21 protein-coding genes and 1 tRNA gene are annotated in these 20404 nt (G+C 40.2%); 1 reads left to right on the top strand and 21 read right to left on the bottom strand.

Annotation, left to right across the window (positions count from 1 at the left end; all coding sequences use genetic code 11):
• Positions 1-310 precede the first annotated feature (310 nt).
• The 12 genes from hydE to KHY58_RS07900 all read right to left on the bottom strand — a co-directional run bounded on the left by hydE (position 311) and on the right by KHY58_RS07900 (position 10161).
• A complete protein-coding gene (gene hydE, locus KHY58_RS07845) occupies positions 311-1447 on the bottom strand; it encodes a [FeFe] hydrogenase H-cluster radical SAM maturase HydE (protein ID WP_229039634.1) in 1137 nt (378 codons plus the stop codon).
• On the bottom strand, positions 1434-2180 hold the full coding sequence (locus tag KHY58_RS07850; RefSeq protein ID WP_195213535.1) for a YaaA family protein: 747 nt from the start codon (positions 2178-2180) through the stop codon (positions 1434-1436). The genes hydE and KHY58_RS07850 overlap by 14 nt, the downstream gene beginning before the upstream one ends.
• A complete protein-coding gene (locus KHY58_RS07855) occupies positions 2158-2760 on the bottom strand; it encodes a hypothetical protein (RefSeq protein WP_008603200.1) in 603 nt (200 codons plus the stop codon). Before KHY58_RS07855 ends, KHY58_RS07850 begins: the two co-directional genes overlap by 23 nt.
• Positions 2761-3066: 306 nt before the next feature.
• On the bottom strand, positions 3067-4326 hold the full coding sequence (locus KHY58_RS07860; RefSeq protein ID WP_118091105.1) for an Nramp family divalent metal transporter: 1260 nt from the start codon (positions 4324-4326) through the stop codon (positions 3067-3069).
• A gap of 19 nt (positions 4327-4345) precedes the next feature.
• Positions 4346-5095 (bottom strand): hypothetical protein, encoded by a 750-nt coding sequence (locus KHY58_RS07865; RefSeq protein WP_278472873.1) that lies wholly within the window; start codon positions 5093-5095, stop codon positions 4346-4348.
• Positions 5096-5305: 210 nt separating this feature from the next.
• Positions 5306-5396: transfer RNA gene (locus KHY58_RS07870), tRNA-Ser, on the bottom strand.
• 50 nt (positions 5397-5446) lie between these two features.
• Positions 5447-5881, bottom strand: a complete 435-nt coding sequence (locus tag KHY58_RS07875; protein ID WP_227037557.1) for a Dps family protein — start codon at positions 5879-5881, stop codon at positions 5447-5449.
• Between the two features lie 379 nt (positions 5882-6260).
• Positions 6261-6872, bottom strand: coding sequence for a serine O-acetyltransferase EpsC (gene epsC / locus KHY58_RS07880; RefSeq protein ID WP_278472876.1), 612 nt, complete (start codon positions 6870-6872; stop codon positions 6261-6263).
• 161 nt (positions 6873-7033) lie between these two features.
• Complete coding sequence (gene cysK / locus KHY58_RS07885) at positions 7034-7948, bottom strand: cysteine synthase A (protein ID WP_278472878.1); 915 nt, start codon at positions 7946-7948, stop codon at positions 7034-7036.
• A gap of 214 nt (positions 7949-8162) precedes the next feature.
• On the bottom strand, positions 8163-9023 hold the full coding sequence (locus KHY58_RS07890) for a hypothetical protein (protein ID WP_278472880.1): 861 nt from the start codon (positions 9021-9023) through the stop codon (positions 8163-8165).
• Position 9024: 1 nt separating this feature from the next.
• A complete protein-coding gene (queF, locus tag KHY58_RS07895; RefSeq protein ID WP_004694169.1) occupies positions 9025-9522 on the bottom strand; it encodes a preQ(1) synthase in 498 nt (165 codons plus the stop codon).
• Positions 9523-10008: 486 nt separating this feature from the next.
• The gene (locus KHY58_RS07900; protein ID WP_278472882.1) at positions 10009-10161 is read right to left on the bottom strand and encodes a hypothetical protein; all 153 of its coding nucleotides are present in this window, start codon (positions 10159-10161) and stop codon (positions 10009-10011) included.
• 433 nt (positions 10162-10594) lie between these two features.
• Between KHY58_RS07900 and KHY58_RS07905 the strand changes: the two genes are divergently transcribed.
• Entirely contained in the window at positions 10595-11326 is a 732-nt protein-coding gene (locus KHY58_RS07905) for a copper amine oxidase N-terminal domain-containing protein (protein ID WP_278472885.1), read from the top strand.
• A gap of 166 nt (positions 11327-11492) precedes the next feature.
• Here KHY58_RS07905 and KHY58_RS07910 read toward each other — a convergent pair whose 3' ends face one another.
• The 9 genes from KHY58_RS07910 to hisB form a co-directional block, all read right to left on the bottom strand.
• Entirely contained in the window at positions 11493-13118 is a 1626-nt protein-coding gene (locus tag KHY58_RS07910; RefSeq protein ID WP_195213541.1) for a membrane biogenesis protein AsmA, read from the bottom strand.
• Between the two features lie 220 nt (positions 13119-13338).
• A complete protein-coding gene (locus KHY58_RS07915) occupies positions 13339-15171 on the bottom strand; it encodes a carbon starvation CstA family protein (protein ID WP_278472887.1) in 1833 nt (610 codons plus the stop codon).
• A gap of 281 nt (positions 15172-15452) precedes the next feature.
• Positions 15453-16079, bottom strand: coding sequence for an imidazole glycerol phosphate synthase subunit HisH (gene hisH, locus KHY58_RS07920; RefSeq protein ID WP_118091110.1), 627 nt, complete (start codon positions 16077-16079; stop codon positions 15453-15455).
• Positions 16080-16157: 78 nt separating this feature from the next.
• A complete protein-coding gene (gene hisC / locus KHY58_RS07925; RefSeq protein ID WP_118091111.1) occupies positions 16158-17234 on the bottom strand; it encodes a histidinol-phosphate transaminase in 1077 nt (358 codons plus the stop codon).
• 109 nt (positions 17235-17343) lie between these two features.
• Positions 17344-17670 (bottom strand): phosphoribosyl-ATP diphosphatase, encoded by a 327-nt coding sequence (hisE, locus tag KHY58_RS07930; RefSeq protein ID WP_005387497.1) that lies wholly within the window; start codon positions 17668-17670, stop codon positions 17344-17346.
• A gap of 2 nt (positions 17671-17672) precedes the next feature.
• On the bottom strand, positions 17673-17990 hold the full coding sequence (gene hisI / locus KHY58_RS07935; RefSeq protein ID WP_012863731.1) for a phosphoribosyl-AMP cyclohydrolase: 318 nt from the start codon (positions 17988-17990) through the stop codon (positions 17673-17675).
• 169 nt (positions 17991-18159) lie between these two features.
• Complete coding sequence (gene hisF, locus KHY58_RS07940; RefSeq protein WP_105086839.1) at positions 18160-18918, bottom strand: imidazole glycerol phosphate synthase subunit HisF; 759 nt, start codon at positions 18916-18918, stop codon at positions 18160-18162.
• An 84-nt stretch (positions 18919-19002) separates the two neighbouring features.
• On the bottom strand, positions 19003-19725 hold the full coding sequence (gene hisA, locus KHY58_RS07945) for a 1-(5-phosphoribosyl)-5-[(5-phosphoribosylamino)methylideneamino]imidazole-4-carboxamide isomerase (protein ID WP_105086838.1): 723 nt from the start codon (positions 19723-19725) through the stop codon (positions 19003-19005).
• 26 nt (positions 19726-19751) lie between these two features.
• Positions 19752-20342: an imidazoleglycerol-phosphate dehydratase HisB gene (gene hisB, locus KHY58_RS07950; RefSeq protein WP_105086837.1), complete on the bottom strand. Its 591-nt coding sequence runs from the start codon at positions 20340-20342 to the stop codon at positions 19752-19754.
• Positions 20343-20404 lie beyond the last annotated feature (62 nt).

The raw sequence follows: 20404 nt of genomic DNA on the forward strand, positions 1-20404 counted from the left end.
AAAAAGAGGATTATATACTAATACTAAATTAGAACAAAAATTTTAGTATTCCTATGTAGATCCTAAACTTAATTAAATTATTAATAAGACTTTATCGGTATATCCTATATATAGATGGGACTAGTGTCCTCACAAAGTTATAAAAAAGACGGTCTGTACTTGTGCCGCGACATCAGGAACGAGGAGCAAGCAAGTATAGACCGTCTTTTTTAATTAAGTTGTCGTTATGTAACGGGGCCCCATCTATATATAGGCAATACTAGTGGTAAATATATTAATTCACTAAATAATTTAGTTAAAACATAGAATACTAAAATTTCCCCGTCCGTTTGCCGTAGTGTTTAGAGTCCCCATTTTGTTTCCAACCCACTGTATCACCGATGGACATTACGCGGCGCGTCAAGCAGTCTTTACATTGTTCTGCATTGTCGTCTACGCATGGCTTGTTATCATATAGCAAATATTTTGCACGGTGTTCAGGAATGGTGATGATAGGCATAAGGATATTCGCCCCTGCGGCTAAACCTTTTTCACGGCCTAGCTTATCGAGTGCTTGTAATGCAGTAGTAGCTGCGATATTTACGTCTTTCAAAAATAAACGAGTCAACGCAATCATCTTGAGCCCCAGTTGAACACGACGCAATTTACCTGCTTCGTCATCGATACCCATCGCCAATGCTTCTTGACCTAGAGGCGTATCGTGATGCACCACATAAGGGCCCATGCCGATCATGTCGATATCCATGTCGCGATAGAACAAGATATCGTTCACAAGATCTTCCTCAGTTTGACCAGGTAGGCCAATCATAACGCCTGTGCCAACTTGAAAGCCTACGCGGCGCAAACGACGTAAACATTCTACGCGCGTCTCAAAGGAGTGCAATTCATCACGAGGATGAATTTTATGGTATAAATCTGTATTAGTTGTTTCAATGCGTAATAAATAACGACTCGCACCGGCTTCACGCATGCGGCGGTACGCCTCTTCGCTTTGTTCCCCTACACACATCGTTATGCCAAGAGAACCATCACCAATGGCTTTAATGTCGCGAATTAAATCCACAACATAGTCTACAAAGGCATCATCACAGCGTTCACCAGATTGGAGTGTAATGGAACCATATTCATGGTCATATGCCCACTGCGCCATCTTGATGATGTCTTCGCGATTCATATCAAAGCGTTCCGCCTTATCATTTTCTCGGCGGATTCCGCAGTAATTACAATTCTTAATGCATCGGTTCGAGAACTCGATGAGGCCACGATAATACGCTACAGGCTTTACGTATTTTGCCTTTACTTCGTAGGCCTTTTTATATATTAACTGCAACTGTTCTTCATCAGTTACAGACATGAGAAATCTTAGTTCCTCCTCGGTCAGCCATTCATCGCCGACGAGGTCTTTTGCAAGAATGTCTTGCACTTGCAAACAATCACTTCCTTTCATAACGAATCGTCATCGATTCGCTTGGTATGGTGATGGATTCAATGTCAGTGACACAGGTAAATCCATTGATTTCGCGCGGCAAGTCCCGCACATGTTTCACTTGTCGTGTTAAACATTCGTGAGCCATCACACCTCGACTCATTTTGGAGGACGTACTCATCTGCTTAAACGTGTCGCCCCGTAATTCCCAAAATTCAATGGTTACCACCTTTGGATGGTTCACCATTTTTGCATATTCTTTAGATGCTAGGTTTAGGATCCAATCTTCCTTGTGAAAGTATGCATCCACTGCTTCACGCCATGTATCGTATAAATTAACGCCTACCTTATCAACCATATCGAGTCGATAATCGCGCACACCCATATTAGGTTCAACGACACCGTACAACGCAGACATTACAACGAGGTGGCTTTCACCAAAGGTCTTAGCCTCATCAGACAAGTTCTGCCAATCTAAATATTTAAAAGCAATGCCATCGTAGCTTTCACAAGCCACACCTACTGGCTGGGACTCAAAAGCTTGATAAAAGTCATATAAAGCTTGCGCCTTATCATCCTTTAGTTTTAAAGCTTTACCAAGAGCCGTTACATCGAGAGATCGGACATGTTTTATGATTTCGTGTGTGATGTGCGGCTGAAATTGTCTGTCTCGGACTGCATAATGTACTGCCTCATCATTTCTAGCAACATCGGCAATCGTTTTTGTCTTACTAGGAGAGAGGACGATTTTCATGAGATAATTCCGCCTTAATAGATTCCTCTGTCAAATTATCGATCAATTCTGGGTTCCACAACATGAGAGGCACCGCCACTACGTGGCTTGCTTTCAATTCTTTACATAATTTAATGCATTCTTTGAGATAATTAGAATCTTCATCTACAAGGTCGCATACGATAACCACGTGACGCCCTTTAAGGTTTACACCTTCATAATCGATACTTTCAGCAGATACTGTAAGCATGCCTGTTTCCAAGCGGCCTTCGCTCATGTCGTTCAAACGAGACATCAATACATGCTCAAGCATAGTAGATACAGGTGTCACTACGCGACCTATGCCGATAAGAGCCTCAGGTTGTGCATGAACGATAACCGTTTTCTTGCGTTTATCCGTTCTGAACTCAATAAGAGCTTTTTCTAAAGCGCCAAAAAATACGAATAACTGCCAAGGATCAAAAGAGCCTGTTTGGAACATATCGATAACAGAACCATCCTCATCCATATTGAGGCGCGTCAATAACTCTTCAGCAATGTCGTTAACCACAACACTAAAATCAGATTGTATTGTCTCTTGCACTTTGATTTCCTTTGCCATTAGGGCCTCCTAGTTTTCCATATATCACACTGCTAAGGAATATCCCCAACAGATATTATATTAATTTTAATTATACTATCTTTAATTGTACCATATTTTATACCCCTCTTGGGTATTCAAAGATACGCTTTTCACATAATAGATACGTTAGTAACATGACAAAAGGACCGCCATAGCGGTCCTTTGCATTTTAATTTTGTATTCTAATGTTGTACTCTAATATTATACTCTAATATTGTACTCTAATGCTGTATTCTAATTATGATTTTATAATAAACCTTTTGGTAACTAACAAAGAATATTCTATTAGCCTACAATCAATAAGTAGATATTCATGATCGTAACGATGATACCTATGCTCCATAAGAGAATATTTGTAAATTTACGGTTTGCGTATTCTCCCATGACCTTGCGGCTACTCGTCATGTAAAGTTGCAAGAAGATGGTGATTGGTAATTGCAAGCTCAAGAACATTTGAGAGAACAATAATGCTTGGAAGGAATCTGTAATAAACACGATCAACAATAATGCTGGAACATATGTTAGTGCCAAGCCTAATCGCGTATGGAAGTCTTTCATATCGTAAGACTCGCCAAACATTCCTGCAAAGATACTTGCCCCCGCCATACCTGCCGTAGCGGATGAGGCAAAACCTGCAAATAACAATGCTATTGCAAAAATAATACCCGCTGCGGGTCCAATGAGTGGTCGCAACAACTCTTCAGCCTGTTCAAGCTCTGTTACTTCAATTCCATGAGCAAAGAAGACAGCCGCCGCCAATATAATCATGGCGGAGTTAATCATCCACCCAATCCCCATAGATAACAAAGTATCGAGGAATTCATAGCGCAACTGCCGTTTCATAATCGCTGGGTCTTGTGTATTAAACTGGCGACTTTGGATGATTTCAGAGTGTAAAAACAAGTTGTGAGGCATAATTACGGCCCCTAATATACTCAAAATAACGAGCATCGATGTATTAGGAATATTAGGATCCACCCAACCGATACCAGCCGCTGCCCAATCCACATTGACCATATTTACCTCAACGAGGTACGCCAACGCGATGAGGGACACAAAGCCAGCAATGATTCGCTCTAATTTACGATAGGAGTTCGTAATGAGCATGACCGTACAGATAAGAGCCGTCAGACTACTGCCTATCAAGATAGGAATACCAAAGAGCATCTTCAAGGCGATAGCGGCACCAATAAACTCAGCCAAGGCCGTCGCTGCCGCCGCAATTCCTGCTGTACTAAGCACAAAGCGAGATGCATAACGCGGTAAGAATTCATAGGCACATTCCGACAAGCATTGACCGCGTACAATGCCTAAATGTGCCACATTATGCTGTAATAAAATGAGCATAATCGTAGATAGTGTGACTACCCACAATAATTCGTAACCATAACTGGCTCCAGCTGCCAAGTTAGCGGCCCAGTTGCCTGGATCGATAAATCCAACGGTTACGATTATACCAGGTCCTATATATTTAAAGACATCACTTACCTGTTGCTTACCGTTTTGATGGACAGTAAACAATTGTTTCTTTAAAAAATCAATCATTATAACCCCTTACTAAGAGTTATAGAGTAAACGTCATCTCCGTCTGCATACGAGCATCTGTTTTGGACTTTTTATCCTTGGAATCCGCATAACGAATACGCACTTCATTATTTACCTTAACGCGAGAATCATCAATTTTGAATTTCTTCATTTTTTCTTTGATTTGTTCATCTGTTAAAGCCCGTTCTTCCGGTTTTGCTACTTCATCGCCAGCCTTATCAAGAGCCTCTTGTTGATCCTTGGATACTTGATAGGTCTTACCAGATTTTTTAGCCTTTTCAGCACGCTTTTCATCTAGTTTTTGACGGCGCTCATCAGTAGCTTTTTTATCGCGAGCAATACGGTAATCCATTACATCACGCATATTTTCTTGGTAAATACGCAATGCATATTCTCGATCATTGTCGTTCATTTGCTCACGTTTTGTGACTACCTCATCGATAAGTGGCATAAGCTCATCCTTTGTGTAGCTAGCACCATCAAAAGTAAATCCGTGGGTATCTGTAATAGCACCATGTTTAATGAGCCTTTGTAACGCTGTATACGTCCAATCATTAGGCGTAATAACATCTGAGTTTACATGCTGTTGCCCTTTACTAGAACTACTAACAGTCTCTACATCAGCACTTACGCCATCCACCATAGGACGTGCACTTGGAATGGCAATACTTTCAGCATGACTAAAGCCAACAGATGCAACGAGGCATAATGTGCCAATGCCTAACGCTCGACGGATACGATTCATTTGACGTGTATGTTTTGTATTCATAAGAGTCTCCTTAAAATTACATTTTATACAATCTATTATATGAAACCCCTAGACATACGTCAACTCTATACCCTTACACACCTGTGTCATTCAATACTAATAAGGCCTTGAACTCACTCGAATCCTCACGAATTAGGCCTATATAAATAATATAATAAATTAATATATTATACAAAAAGACCTCACATCGAATGATGTAAGGTCTTTACATGGCGGAGGATTAGGGATTCGAACCCTAGCGACGGTAACCCGCCCTAACGATTTAGCAAACCGTCCTCTTCAGCCTCTTGAGTAATCCTCCATGCTTTACTGAGTAATCATATCATACCTAATAAAGCATTGTCAATTGTCTTATTTCAACATGGATTCGATGAACCAGATTTGTTTTACATAGTATGCAACGTGATCTTCCATCATGCTCACGAGCAAGAAATCATCTTCTTCATCAGCTGCTGCACGAATCGCTACAGCTTGATCTTTCATGTATTTGAAATCTTTAAGAAGAATATCGATTACCTTTGCTTGAGGGATATCTTCTTGACCAAGTTCTTCGATTTTAGTCAATTTTGCGTATTCTGCAGAATTTACCAATGGGAATTGACCTTGCATTTTTACATGTTCTGCTACTGCATCAAAATATTCAAATGCTTCATCATAGATGGATTCCAAGTATTCATGGATGGATTTGAATTGCGGACCAGTTACATTGAAGTGTAAATTATGTAATTTTACATTCCACACGGAAAGATCTGCTAAATATTGATTTACTTGTTGTACGTTTTTCATAATAATACTCCTTTTACCATTTAATTCTCAATTACAGTTCATTCTAAAAGCAGAACAAACTCAGTTGGCTTATATGCCATCAATTCGTTTATTTAATTTATAATCAATATTGATTATGTTTATATTTTACCAATAATGATTTTCCATGTCAATATATGAATAGATATTTTTGTATAAAAGTTTAATAAAAACATCATAACCATACTAATTCAAACATATACCCAATGGATACCAAATCTAAATCCAATAAATCACAGAATCATGTTTCTTCGAATCATAAAAAACCCCTAACTACTAGTTAATCCAATAGTTAGAGGTTTGTATGATTCTTTGTATGATTCTATATTAAATATGATTTTATATTAAATACGTTTCTATATTAAATATAGTATTCTATGTAATTATCAGGGATTTTCTTCTCCTCTGCTTGTGCAGCAGTTGCATTGCGACTAGGTTTACGAACATACATATTTTCTGGATCTGTTTCAAAAATTACCATATCCTTAGGAATATCATGTTTGATAACGAGATTACAGCCAATCTTCGTACGCGCCCCAATCGTAATGTCCCCTAAAATTTTTGTACCCGTACCGATGAGTACATCATCTTCAATAGTCGGATGACGCTTTACCTTTTTAGAAGACATCCCACCTAGTGTTACTTGATGGAACAAGGTTACATTATCGCCTACAATAGCCGTTTCACCAATAACAACGCCCATACCGTGGTCGATAAATAAACCACGACCGATTGTTGCACCCGGATGGATTTCGATACCCGTCACATGACGAGAATGTAGTGCTACACGGCGAGCCAAGGTCGGCCACCCCGCCTTATAAAGGCGATGAGCAAAGAAATGCCAGAACAGCGCCGTAATATGCGGATATGTCCATATAACCATCCACACACTTGTGGCAGCTGGGTCAGAATCCATTACACGCTTAATATTATATTGAATTTTGCCCCATAAATCGCGCAAACCTTGCATCATAGTGACTCCATCTCAAATAACTCTACTTATATTCTACAGAAATATAGATATATCTAGTATACAACATATTTGGTCTATATTCCTATATATAAGGCTTTATATCTATATAGAACCTATTCTTTTATCATTCAAAATCTCGTATTTTATCTATCTAAAATCTATTATTTAACGTATTCATTATTGCCGAAGTCCAAAAGGGATAAATATTTCTCTACTCCATCAGGTGCAATAACAACGATATTCGCCTTAGGTAATTCACGAGCAATGCGTTTTGCCGCTACAATGGCCGCCCCTGCGGAAAGACCAATAGAGATACCACTTTCACGCATAAAGGTTTGCACCTCACTAAAGGCTTCTTCGTCACTTACCGTTTGCACGCCATCCATCAATGTTTGGTCAAAGTTTTCAGGAATGAAACCAGCCCCAATCCCTTGTATTTTGTGAGGGCCGCCCTTACCTTCGGTAATAGCAGGAGATCCCGTTGGCTCTACAGCAATGGCTTTTAGATTAGGATTATGTTCTTTCAATCGTCTCGTAACGCCTGTGAAAGTACCACCCGTGCCGATACCCGCTACAAATACATCGACATTCGGCACTTGTTCTACAATTTCAGTACCCGTCGTGCGGTAATGCATATCTGGGTTTGCAGGATTTACGAATTGCCCCAAGGTAAAAGCATTTGGATACTTCTCTAAAATTTCATTGGCCCGCTCAAGAGCCCCCTTCATACCAGTTTCTTTTGGTGTTAAGATGAGCTGCGCCCCATACGCCTTGATAAGCTCACGGCGTTCTTTACTCATACTTTCAGGCATGATAATCACTGTTTTAATATGTAGAATAGCACCTACCATAGCAAGAGCGATCCCTGTATTACCACTTGTGGCTTCTACAATGATGCTATCCTCATGGATGCGACCTTGCTCTTTTGCAGCCTGTAACATACCGAGTACAGCACGGTCTTTTACAGAACCACCTACATTATATTTTTCAAGCTTTACATAAATATTGGTATTTGGCAATTGATATATCGGTGTGTTACCAATAAGTTCAGTTGTTTGGTTTGTTACTATACTCATCTAATTCTCCCTCTAGCAATAGATGATAAAAATCGCCCTTAGGAACATCCCAAGGACGATTTTATATTGCACCTTGTTATTCACCATATACGGGGTATAACCGTTTATGTATTCCAATTAATACAACCATACTCTAACATTTGAATCATTTCATTGTCAAGAGAATGAGAACGACTTTTAAAACCCTAAAAATACAGGAAATAACTAGCTTTATCTATTTTGTTGTAAGTGCGTCAAGTACCCCATCCCATGTGATAGGTACCATTATAATGATGAGAGCCAAACCAATAAAGAAAATTGCTCCTACCAAGACTGTAAGACGAGGGATAAGAGATATAGCCATGCTACTAGCTAAGTGCGATACTTTAGTTATATCATGATGTAATGCTACATGCCCCCATAAGAAACCAGCAACTACATAGGTGATAATATATGGGTCGAAAATGATTAGGGTCGTCAATTCATTATCAGCATGCATAATTCGGTTAATACTCGGAGACACTAATACATTTACAAGTATAGCTAGGATTTTAAACCATACTAGACACACGATATAAGGCCACATTGTTTTTATCGTCATTCTCAGCATATAGAGCAAGCCCACCAAGCTCGCTCCAAGAAAGCCTCTTTGACTCCCCATGTACCGCTCCATCCAAGAAGGCTTATGTTTACCTGCATCTACTTGGTCATAATAAAAGGATAAATCCCGTTCTCCATGAGCTAAATCAACGAGCCCTAATACTTGAAACAACACAAGCGAAAAAACTAGAATAACGCCTATTTGAAAGCTTTCACTAAAGAACATGTCCATCGGATCGAAATCAAGATAGCCAATGTTAAAAAGATTACCATACACATCGTGAAACGCAATATATATACCATTCGTTACGAGCATATCTAACACAAATAGGAGTAACACAAAGATGATATATCCGTTCCAGCGAGTCCATTTACTTTGTTCTCTTAAATGAGTGTGAGTCCCTACGATTATTGATGCAGGTTGTAAAGACAAGGTCACACCCATCATAAAACAAATAATAAAGGATGCGACCATTGTTAAATATTCGTATGCCATATTAACGGTATGCTACGCGCTCAGGCTGCATGTCGTGGAAATGAAGGCGCTCTTTTGCCGTCTTTTCCCACTCTGTACCAGGCTTGCCGTAATTTGCGTATGGATCGATGGACAAGCCACCGCGCGGCGTAAACTTACCCCACACCTCGATATATTTAGGATTCATCAACTTCACAAGATCTTTCATGATAATGTTGATGCAGTCCTCGTGAAAGTCCCCATGATTGCGGAAACTAAACAGATACAACTTCAAAGACTTGGACTCAACCATTTTCTTATCTGGCACATAAGAAATATAGATTGTGGCAAAGTCTGGTTGACCTGTCATAGGACACAAACTTGTAAACTCAGGACAATTAAACTTAACGAAATAGTCATTATCAGGGTGTTTATTATCAAACGCCTCTAACACCTGTGGCGCATAATCAGTAGGATAATCGGTCTTGTGACCTAACATCGTTACCCCTTGTAACTCTTTTTCAGATCTGCCGGATGCCATAAGGAACCTCTTTCTATAAAATATAAATTCTGCGAAATCATTCAATATAAATAAATTATATCATACGTAGTGCTAAAAAAGTCTTGATGTAAAATAGGATTAAATAGAAAGTTGCAACTAACATAACTACAACATTCGTTTATACTGCAAATGACTAAATAAAAAAAGGACGCTATAGTCTTAAATCATTCAGTAATTAAAGCTACTGAATATTAGACTATAACGTCCTATCAGATTTAAACAATCATAACCTTAAAATTAATTCAAATATAATCATTTTTTTAAAAGTTTATATATAAAATACCATCCCAACATAAATACTCCACTAATAATATAAGCACTACCATAAAAGTATATCCAAAACTCGTCACTAGTAACCTCAGGATCCATAACAAACATAAATGTAATGCCTCCTAGAAAAAAAATCATTCCAACCCAAAAGATTAAATTAAATATTTTTAAAAACATTTTCACCTCAACAATATGCTAACGCTTATCAAGCGCTTCTCGTTCTTTTTTTCTATCTTCATTTTCTTCAACATTTATTCCTATAGAACCACCTACAACCTTTGCTAGACCAACTTTGAATTTTAGTTTACGTTTTTTTCTATCTCCGTAAGCTTCTAAATGACCGCCCAAAGCCCCTGCGTAACCTTCTGCCTCAAGAGATACTTGTATCTTCCCCAGTCTCCATGTAGCAACTCCAGAAGGCCCACCAACATTAGGACCACTCCTTTCCCATGCATTCGCACGCCTAACAAGATATGTCTCCGTACCATAACTTTGTTAGCACTAGATACCGTAAATCCTTCTAAGCTAGAACCACCAACCATATTAGAGACCTCCGTGTCATGTATTTGTGGTTATTTACATTTTACACGAGATCTCTAATATAAGTCTTTTTATTTGTCGCAATATATTTTAAAATCAAGCCTAAGTATAAAATCGATAAATTCATTCCTTCTTCTTTATTAGTTTTATAAAATTAAAATTTATAATATAATATTCATATATCCATGTTATAGTACCCATTATGATTTATCGTGACGTTTTATACACAATGGAGGTTACCATGAAATTAAAACAACTGATTTTGTCCGGTATAGCCGTTGGAGCGCTAGCTTTCACAAGCGGAATGGTACAGCCTGCACAGGCAGCAGTCGGTATGGATACGCCTGCACCGACGCAAAGTTTAAAGAGACCTGCATCAGTAACGACACAGCATTATATCAATGTAGATGGCATATTATTAGAGCCCATAGATAATAAACCAAATGTTATCTATGTGGACGGACAACCACTCGTAGCGTTACGTCAAGTATCAGAAGCATTAGGTTATAAAGTATCTTGGGATGCCCCTACAAAAACGGCATTAATCGATATGAACATTGCTACCTTAGCGGTACAACCAGACTCTAAACAAGTCGTGCGCAAGGGTAAACTGCAAATCATCAACCTTGATACATCCGAATCTTTGCTACCTGCAGCACGTATGGTAGACGGAATTCTATATGTAAGTCCGAACGCATTCAAACTCTTGTTAAATGATGTAACTATCAATAAAGACGAAATCTATATCGTTCCACAACAAAGTCAGTTGGCCACTGATTCAAACACGCAAAAAGGCAAACGAAATGGTATCGAAACATTTTTACCGGATCAAGGGGATAAAGTAATTCCATACGAAGAAGCGGAAGCCAAAGAAAAGAAACCTCTTATTACGGTAAAACGAACTAATACCAAAACAGATACTAAAGACACAGAAAATACCGAATACGTACGCTCTAACGGATTAAACAGATAATAAATCTTTTGTATAGCTACATACAATTTAGCACCTTATAACTTAAAGAAGGCAACTCATCACCATGATGGATTGCCTTCTTTTTATAATTTTTGCTAGTTTATTATTTTTGTTACTTTATATTGTTACTGTATTGTTCTTCTTCCCCTTTACGGCTCAATACAGTTTATTGCTTACTGTTTTTTGACAGATTATCTAAGCTATCTTTTGCCGAATCCATACTCCGCTTCAGATCCTTCATGGATTCTTTTATGTCCGGCGCTGTAAGGCCAGATTTGTCGATGCCTTTTGCAGAGTTAGAAGCACGCCTACTATTTTCCCTAGCTTGTTTCATATCATCTTTAATGCGAGTCATATTTTCATCAATTTCATCAAATGACTCATCATACAGAATGAAATTACTGCCTCCGTGAGAAGTAATATTAAGCGGCCCCATCGTAAGCTGTCCATCATCGATACGCAGAGCATCCGTAGTGATAGTGGTGATTTTCGTATTTACTTTCACATCGCTAAAGGATAAATGTCGCCCTTTATTGTGAAAGTTTCCCGTAATGCTTTGAATCGGTATCAGCATATAATGACCTTCGCCAGACCAGAAGTTTCCCCACACCTCCATGTCACGAGGTTGGCCTTCGCTTTTAAAGTTCAAATTTGCCGATACGGGCACGAGAAACTCAGGAGCCTTGAGGGCTACACTACTGTCTAAATCCTTTGCTACACCAGTAATCGTATAGGCTCGAGTGTCCAAATTATATACACCCTTAGCCTCCAATTTACCGCTGTATACATTGGCACTAACGTTTTCAAAATTCAAAATACCATCTTGGTACGTCACATCTCCTACTACATTCTCAAAAGTAAGTGCAGGAATGCGTAAAATAGGCATCGTCACACGACCTTTAGCAAAAGGACGGTTAAAATCACCTGTTACCTTTGTAAGCAAGGTCATGGCATCATGAATATTTTCACCAAAGCCTAGTGATGATGGATCCACCCCTTTCACATCAAATTGTAGATCCAGTTGAGGCATGCGATGCTTTAAAACATCCTTTAAATCTACACGACCTTTTAATACGAGACCATCCCCTATGGCGGTACCACCAAATTTGCCCGTTTCCATATCGATACGAATGGCCCTCTTACTATCAAGATCAATTTTTGAATTTACATTCTTTATCACATAATGGCGATTTCTATTAAAGACCTCTAACTGACTATTTCTAAGTGTAATCTTAAGATCCAAATGTTGACCTTGCCAATTAAAGTTACGTACTTTCTTACCTAGTTCCTCTTGCCGTTCTTGTGTGGTCTTTCTAGGTGCTTTCGGACGGGGTTCTATCTCATTAATTGGTTTATGTACATCTGGAGATATGGGCGCGAAATCTAACCGATTATTATCGTCTAAATCAATAACTATAACCGCATCATCTAATTCAATGCCCTTGATAGCAGAGGATTTAAAGTTACGTGTCACCACATCCCACATATTGACGCGGACTTTCCCGCTTGGTGCATTGAACAACTCATGTCCTTCTGGATCCTTCCAAACAAGGCCTGTAAAAGTCAGAGTCCCCCACGGGGTAGCAGATAAACTTTCAACAGTAACCGTACCGCGCATCATAGTTTGTCGAGCCATAACCTCATTAAAAATAACGCCCATTCCACGACTAGCAATGGTTGCTAGTACAAAGACTATAATCGCTCCAATGGCAAGAAAGGCAGCAATGCCTTTTAGGCCTTTCTTATACAATTGTTTATATTTTGTCCAATAAGAACGTATATAATGTTTCATAGCCCTATTATAACATGTTCAAATAACAATATCCATGCGGTGTTGCCTGTATCAAATATATTGACCATAAGAAACGCCTTTCCATACAAAAAGCGCCTTGCTCACAGAAATCTCTGCATGCAGGCGCTGTTACCTAACTATTTTATAAAAAAGGCAGTAAATTTATAGATTAAAAATGCACTCACAAAGGTGAGTGCACTTTATATATTGCAATAATATCTTATGCTTTTACTTCTTTACCATATTTTACAAGGCTTTCAGCTTCGATTTCAGCTTGTGTCCGATAATCTTGAGGAATATTAGACAAGCGAATCCAGCTACGTACAGCCTCAATTAATACGATAAGGATCATGAGGAACATAGCAGCACTAAATGCTACTAGAATCCATTTGCCAGCAGGAATATAGCTGTAAAATACATTTTCATAGTCTGCAGCGATAGCCACGATAGCCATTAAGATACAAGGAATACCTGTTACCCATGCATACCGTTTGTGGCCAAGTCTCATGATAACTGTAGTACCTACGGCCAATGTCATGGTACCTAATAATTGGTTAGATACGCCGAATAGAGGCCAGATAATACCGATGTTACCTTGTAGAACTAGGTAGCCCCACAAGATACAAATTAAAGCGGCACAACCATACACACCAGGAGCCCAGTGTTGGTCGTTGAATTTAGGATGGAAATGACCTAATAATTCTTGAAGTAAGTAACGACCTACACGAGTACCAGCATCGATTAATGTCATGATGAACAATGCTTCGAACATGATACAGAAATGATACCAGTAACCCATCAAGTGATCCATATTAGGCAATCTGGAGAATATATGAGCCATACCTACTGCAAGGGATACGGCACCACCAGGACGGTGCATCAAGTCTTCACCAACCATTGCAGACAATGCTGGTAATTCATGAACTTTAAGGCCTAAAGCTTTGAAAGACTCAACTGTGGAGTTAATCGCAAAGTAATCATCTGGATGCAACGCAGTGGCAGCAATCAACGCCATCATAGCGATGAAGCCTTCTGTTAACATTGCACCATAACCGATAGGTAAAATTTCTTTTTCATTAGTAAGCATTTTAGGTGTTGTACCTGTAGCAATAACAGTATGGAAGCCAGATAACGCACCACATGCGATAGTAATGAAGATGTAAGGGAATACAGAACCTTTCAATACAGGACCGCCGCCATAGATATAAGGAGTAACAGCTGGCATCTGGATTTCAGGCATTACGATGATAATCCCGAGAGCCAACGCGCCAATTGTACCGATTTTAAGGTATGTAGACAAGTAATCACGAGGAGCAAGCAATAACCATACTGGCAATGCTGCTGCAAAGAAACCATATACAGCAAGCATAATTTCGATGGTTTGCAAGTCGTATGTGAACCAAGATGCATATTCGCTAGCTGCTATATTTGGCCCATAGACGATAGCTGCGAAGATTAAGGCTACACCAATGATAGTCGCCTCTTGGATTTTACCAGGACGCAACCATTTCAAATAAATACCAATAAAAATAGCGATTGGAATGGTAGCAAATACGGAGAAGAATCCCCAAGGAGAGTTATGCAATGCATTAGCTACTACTACGGCCATACCAGCAAGGGTAATGATCAATAGGAATAAGGTAGCAAGCATAGCACCGAAACCAGCTAGTTTACTGATTTCTTCGCGAGCAATATCCGCAATAGACTTACCATCATAGCGAACGGAAGCGAACAAGATAACCATATCATGTACAGCACCGGCTAATACGGAGCCAATGAGAATCCATAAGGCACCAGGTAAATAGCCGAACTGGGCTGCAATAACAGGACCTACCAGTGGTCCTGCACCAGCAATCGCTGCAAAGTGATGACCAAAGGTTACCCATTTGTTGGTTGGCACGTAATCGTGACCATCATTGTGAACCATAGCTGGCGTTGGGCGATATTGATCCAAGGTCAATACCTTAGCCGCTATAAAAGCCCCATAAAAGCGGTACGCTAAAATTAGAATACACGCGGAGGCAATAACTAAGTAAATACCATTCATAACCATATAAACACCTCCAGTAATCACGCGACATGGAGTATATGAATATTACTGATAAAACTTATGTATCGTATCCATGCCACAATGGCTTCCTAAAATGTTAGTACTTACAACATTATTGTATAACTAATCAACAAGGTGTCAATTATTAATTTCTCATTTTGAAAGTCAAGTATAACTATAAAGCATAATAACGGCATTCTCTACCTATGAGATGCCGTTATTATCCTAGATATATTGGTTACTGAATGACTCATTCTTATCTGTAATAAAAGATAGCTATATCCCTATTCTCCTGCTTTCCTATAAGTTTTTGTAATAGTCCCAAATGTACGCAACAAATTTAGACCTACGACACCGCTTTTTTCAGGGTGGAATTGCATTCCATATACTCTACCTCGTTCTACAATGCCAGGTACATCGATACCATAATTTGCAGTAGATATGATATATTCAGGATCTGTATCCACATAATAGGAATGAACGAAATATGTATATTGATCATCTACATTGCTAAAAGCACTATGAGGCTGGTGTACTACATTTTTATTCCAACCCATATGAGGCACGCTAAGGCCAAGGTTGCGAGGAATTTCTTTTACCTTACCGGGAATAAGGCCTAAACCGGGCGTTGGGCCGTATTCTTCAGATTCTTCAAATAAAAGTTGCATGCCTAAACAAATACCTAATAAAGGTATTTCACGTTTTACTACTTCATAGATGACATCGACTAAACCACGCTCTTTTAAAACTGCCATCGCTGGCGCATATGCGCCTACACCTGGCAAGAGAACACCATCAGTATTTAATATAGTCGTCGAATCTGCCGTTAGTACTGTCTCAAGACCAATGTAAGCTAAGGCTTTCTGGACATTGAAGGTATTCCCTGCATCATAATCTATAATGGCAATCATAATAAACTCCATTCTATAGGGTAAAACACGATAAGATTAAACAAAACGTATTACGAATTGTATGTTATTCTGTACGAATTAATTCATGAAATCTCTTAATATCCTGCGCATAACATCCCCATCTTGAGACATAGGAATCGTAAGACGCAACCACCCTTCACGTTGACCTCGGCGCACTTGGTAACCTGATTTGAGCCAAGCATCTGCAAGACCTTCCGCATCAGGCGCTGCAAAAAAAATAAAATTAGCCTCACTCTTATAGTAGTGAATACCTAGCTCGTCAAAAAGGATTTCCCATTTTGACCGTTCCTCTGCATTTTGAGAGACCGTTCTCGCCACGAATTCTTGATCACCGAAAGCGGCTTCTGCCGCCACTTGAGATAAGGTATTCAAATTATACGGCAAGCGAATGGTTTGCATATAATTTGCCAATTCTATAGGTGTCATCATGTAACCTACACGGTAATTGGCAAGGCCATAGGCTTTCGAGAAGGTACGCATGATAGCCACATTAGGGAACTCATCCAAGAGCGCACGTGCCGTAGGAACTGCTACAGAGGTAACAAAATCGATATACGCCTCGTCTATGATGACCAAGGTTTCCTTTGGTATAGCTGCTACAAGTTTGCGGATATCTTCAACAGACTCATAGGTACCCGTTGGATTATTAGGATTACAAATCCACACGAGGCGTGTCGTTTCATCTACAGCTTTCACGAGAGCAGAAAAATCATACTGTCCTGTTTCAAAATCAGCTGGCACCTCGCGGATCTCAGCACCTTCCACAAGGCCATTCAAGGCATATTCCGAGAAGGCTGGCACGCTTACTACGATGGAGTCACCAGCGGTAATCAATGTTTTATTGACCATGGCGATGACCTCATCGAGACCTACGCCGATGACGAGTTGCTCAGGTTGTACTTGCCAGTAGTCAGCGAGTTTCATACGCAAATTGGAGGCGTTGCCATCCGGATAGTAGTTGGCATCATTATGGGTTACATAGCTAAGGATAGCCTCCCGTACCAATGGCGATGTACCGTAAGGATTTTCATTCGCCGACAAGCGCACCAATCGCTCTACACCAAGGCGCTCTTTCACCGCTTCAGCCGGCTCCTCAGGTATATAAGGTTTCAATGTGCGAATTATCTCTTTCATAGGCTATCCTTTCTATCTATTCCTTAACGCATATAACTCATATAACACTTAAAAAACACATATAAACTCCACCAGAGCTCATATGTCCGAGCTCATAACAGGATATACATTATAAGTTTGTAATTTCTGGGCGATCCGTAGTCTTGCTAACAACCCCTTCGCGGCTCGCTAGCTCAGCTTCAATGGCTTCGTATGGGATATTTTTCTCCGCTAATAACACGAGCAAGTGATATAACACGTCTGCTGTTTCGTAAATCAGCTCCTGTGGATCTTCATTTTTTGCGGCGATTACTACCTCTGTAGCCTCTTCACCAACTTTTTTCAAGATTTTATCGAGCCCTTTGTCGAATAAATAATTCGTATAAGAACCTTCCTTTGGCTGTGCCTTACGGTTTTTAATAATTTCGTATAATTCGTTCAGTGTTTGCTGTGCCATGTTTAACTCCGTTCTACTTCATTAAAGAAACAGCTTGTACGCCCAGTATGACAGGCAGGACCTTCAGGCTTAACTTGAATGAGCAAGGTATCGCCATCACAATCTAGGGCCATGCTCACCACGTGCTGCACATTACCGCTAGTGCCACCCTTATGCCATAGTTCTTGACGAGATCGAGACCAAAACCACGTTTCCCTTGTTTCCAGTGTCTTGTGAAAGCTTTCTTCGTTCATCCACGCCACCATGAGGACGTCCTTTGTCTCCGCATCCTGCACAACCGTCGGCAACAAGCCATTTCCTTTTTCAAAATCCGGTTTCATATTCTATCCTTTATTAAAAGTAATCAATAATCTGTTATCCTATATTAGCTTGTGTCTCTATCTATTGCTATTTCTATTTTCTGTTTATCTATAAATAAACTATTTAACTAACTCTGAACATATAGACTAGTAAAGAACTTACGAGAGATAATAATTTTTTAAATCTGTTTTAGCGTACTGTAATTCCGTGAGCTCGTAGTTCTTGTTTGAGTTCAGGAATTTTAACTTCTCCGAAGTGGAATATAGATGCCGCCAGTGCACCGGTAACGCTGGTTTGCTTAAAGAGATCTATAAAATCCTCAACCTTACCTGCCCCTCCAGAGGCGATGATAGGTACATTTACGACGGACTCTAGAGCCTTATATAGTTCAATATCAAAGCCGGATTTCGTGCCATCTTTGTCCATACTTGTCACTAGCAACTCTCCTGCTCCACGAGCTACGGCCTCTTTAGCCCAGTCGAGAGCTTTCCATTCTGTACGGTTGCGCCCACCATGAGTGTAAGCATACCATTCACCAGTTTTTTCATCGGTTTTCACGTCGATGGCTACCACCATACATTGATTGCCAAACTTTTGAGCCCCTTCTGTGATGAGCTCAGGGTTAACGAGAGCCGCGGAGTTCAAAGATACCTTGTCGGCACCAGCTTTTAACAAAGCCGTCATATCATCAACGCTCTTGATACCACCCCCCACGGTGAGTGGCATAAATACTTGTGTGGAGATTTCTTGAACCACATCGCGCATAGTAGTCCGCGCATCAACGGTGGCCGTAATATCTAAAAATACGAGCTCATCAGCTTGTTGCTGCTCATAGGAGGCCGCAATGTCTACGGGACTGCCTACGTCTACGAGATTAACAAAGTTAACCCCTTTTTTTACGCGCCCATCATCTACATCTAGGCAAGGAATAATCCGTTTCGCTAACATAAAGCTCCTTTCCATCGAGTGTCACTCAATATATTCCATTGGTTGCGATCAATAATTAATTTGAGAGCATCACAATCATTTCTATTATTTCTGCTGATTGTACTCGGCGATTTCCTCTAGTGTAATCGAGCCCTCATACAGAGCCTTACCAACGATGCTATCCATAACGCCTTTTTGTTCAAGGGATTTAATATCTGCCAAATTACGAACACCCCCAGAGGCAACGATGCGTGCTGTAGAGAATTCTTTTTGCAAATTTCCAAGTAACTCTTCATTGGCACCCTGCATCGTACCGTCTCGGTCTACATCGGTAACGATAAAATACTTTGCCCCACCTTCAACCATGGCACCAATTAAATCGGTCATCGGCACGTCGGATTGGTCGAGCCAACCTTCAGCGGCGACCTTGCCATTTTTCCCATCTACACCGATAACGATGCGCTCCGCACCGTATTCAGCGATAACCTGCTTTGTAAGCTCCGGATTTTTAAGCGCTACAGATCCTAAGATAACCCGATCTACGCCCAAGCCTAAATAGATATCAACGGCCTCTTTATCACGGATGCCGCCTCCAATTTCCAGAATACCTGTAAAAGCTACACGCACTGCTTTTACAATATCTACATTTACAGGCTTGCCCGCCTTGGCTCCGTCTAAATCGACAAGGTGTAAGGCCCCCACTTTAGCTGCTTCATATTGTTTCGCTTGGTCTACTGGATCAGGATTGATGACCGTTTCCTGTGCAAAATCGCCTTTATAAAGACGAACACTGCGCCCATCTTGTAAATCTATAGCTGGAAAAATCATAGGTTCTCCTTTATTAAATGACTGTATTAAATAACGCCCTTTGTAGAATTTACGCCTTGGATATCTGGGTTGATAGTAACTGCTTTGCGCAACGCACGGCCCGTTGCCTTAAACATGCTTTCAATAATGTGGTGTGTATTGCGACCATATAAATTGCGCACATGTAAGTTCATAGCAGCGCTCATCGCAAGAGCTTGGAAGAAATCCTCCACCAACTCTGTTTCAAAGTTGCCACCTAGAATCGGCGTACTCCATTCCCCTTGGAAAACGAGGTATGGACGACCGCTCAAATCGATTACAACTTGCGTCAATGCTTCATCCATAGGAACCCAAGCATCGCCATAGCGCTCGATACCAGCCTTATCGCCAAGAGCTTTCACCAAGGCCTGACCTAATGCAAGTCCAACGTCCTCAACCGTATGATGAGCATCCACATATGTATCGCCCTTTGCCTCTACCATAAGTTCAAAACGGCCGTGCTTCGCCAATAGCGTCAACATGTGGTCAAAAAAGCCAATCCCTGTGGATATGGAGCTTGTTTGTGCCCCATCAAGGGTAATTTCTACTGTAATATCTGTTTCTTGAGTGGTGCGTTGCACCGTACCTGTGCGTATCATAACGACCTCTATACTTCAAATCTATTTTTATAATCTATATTTCTAATCTATGTTTTCACTGT

This window comes from Veillonella parvula, assembly GCF_018366295.1.
GTDB classification, from domain to species: Bacteria; Bacillota; Negativicutes; order Veillonellales; family Veillonellaceae; genus Veillonella; species Veillonella parvula_P.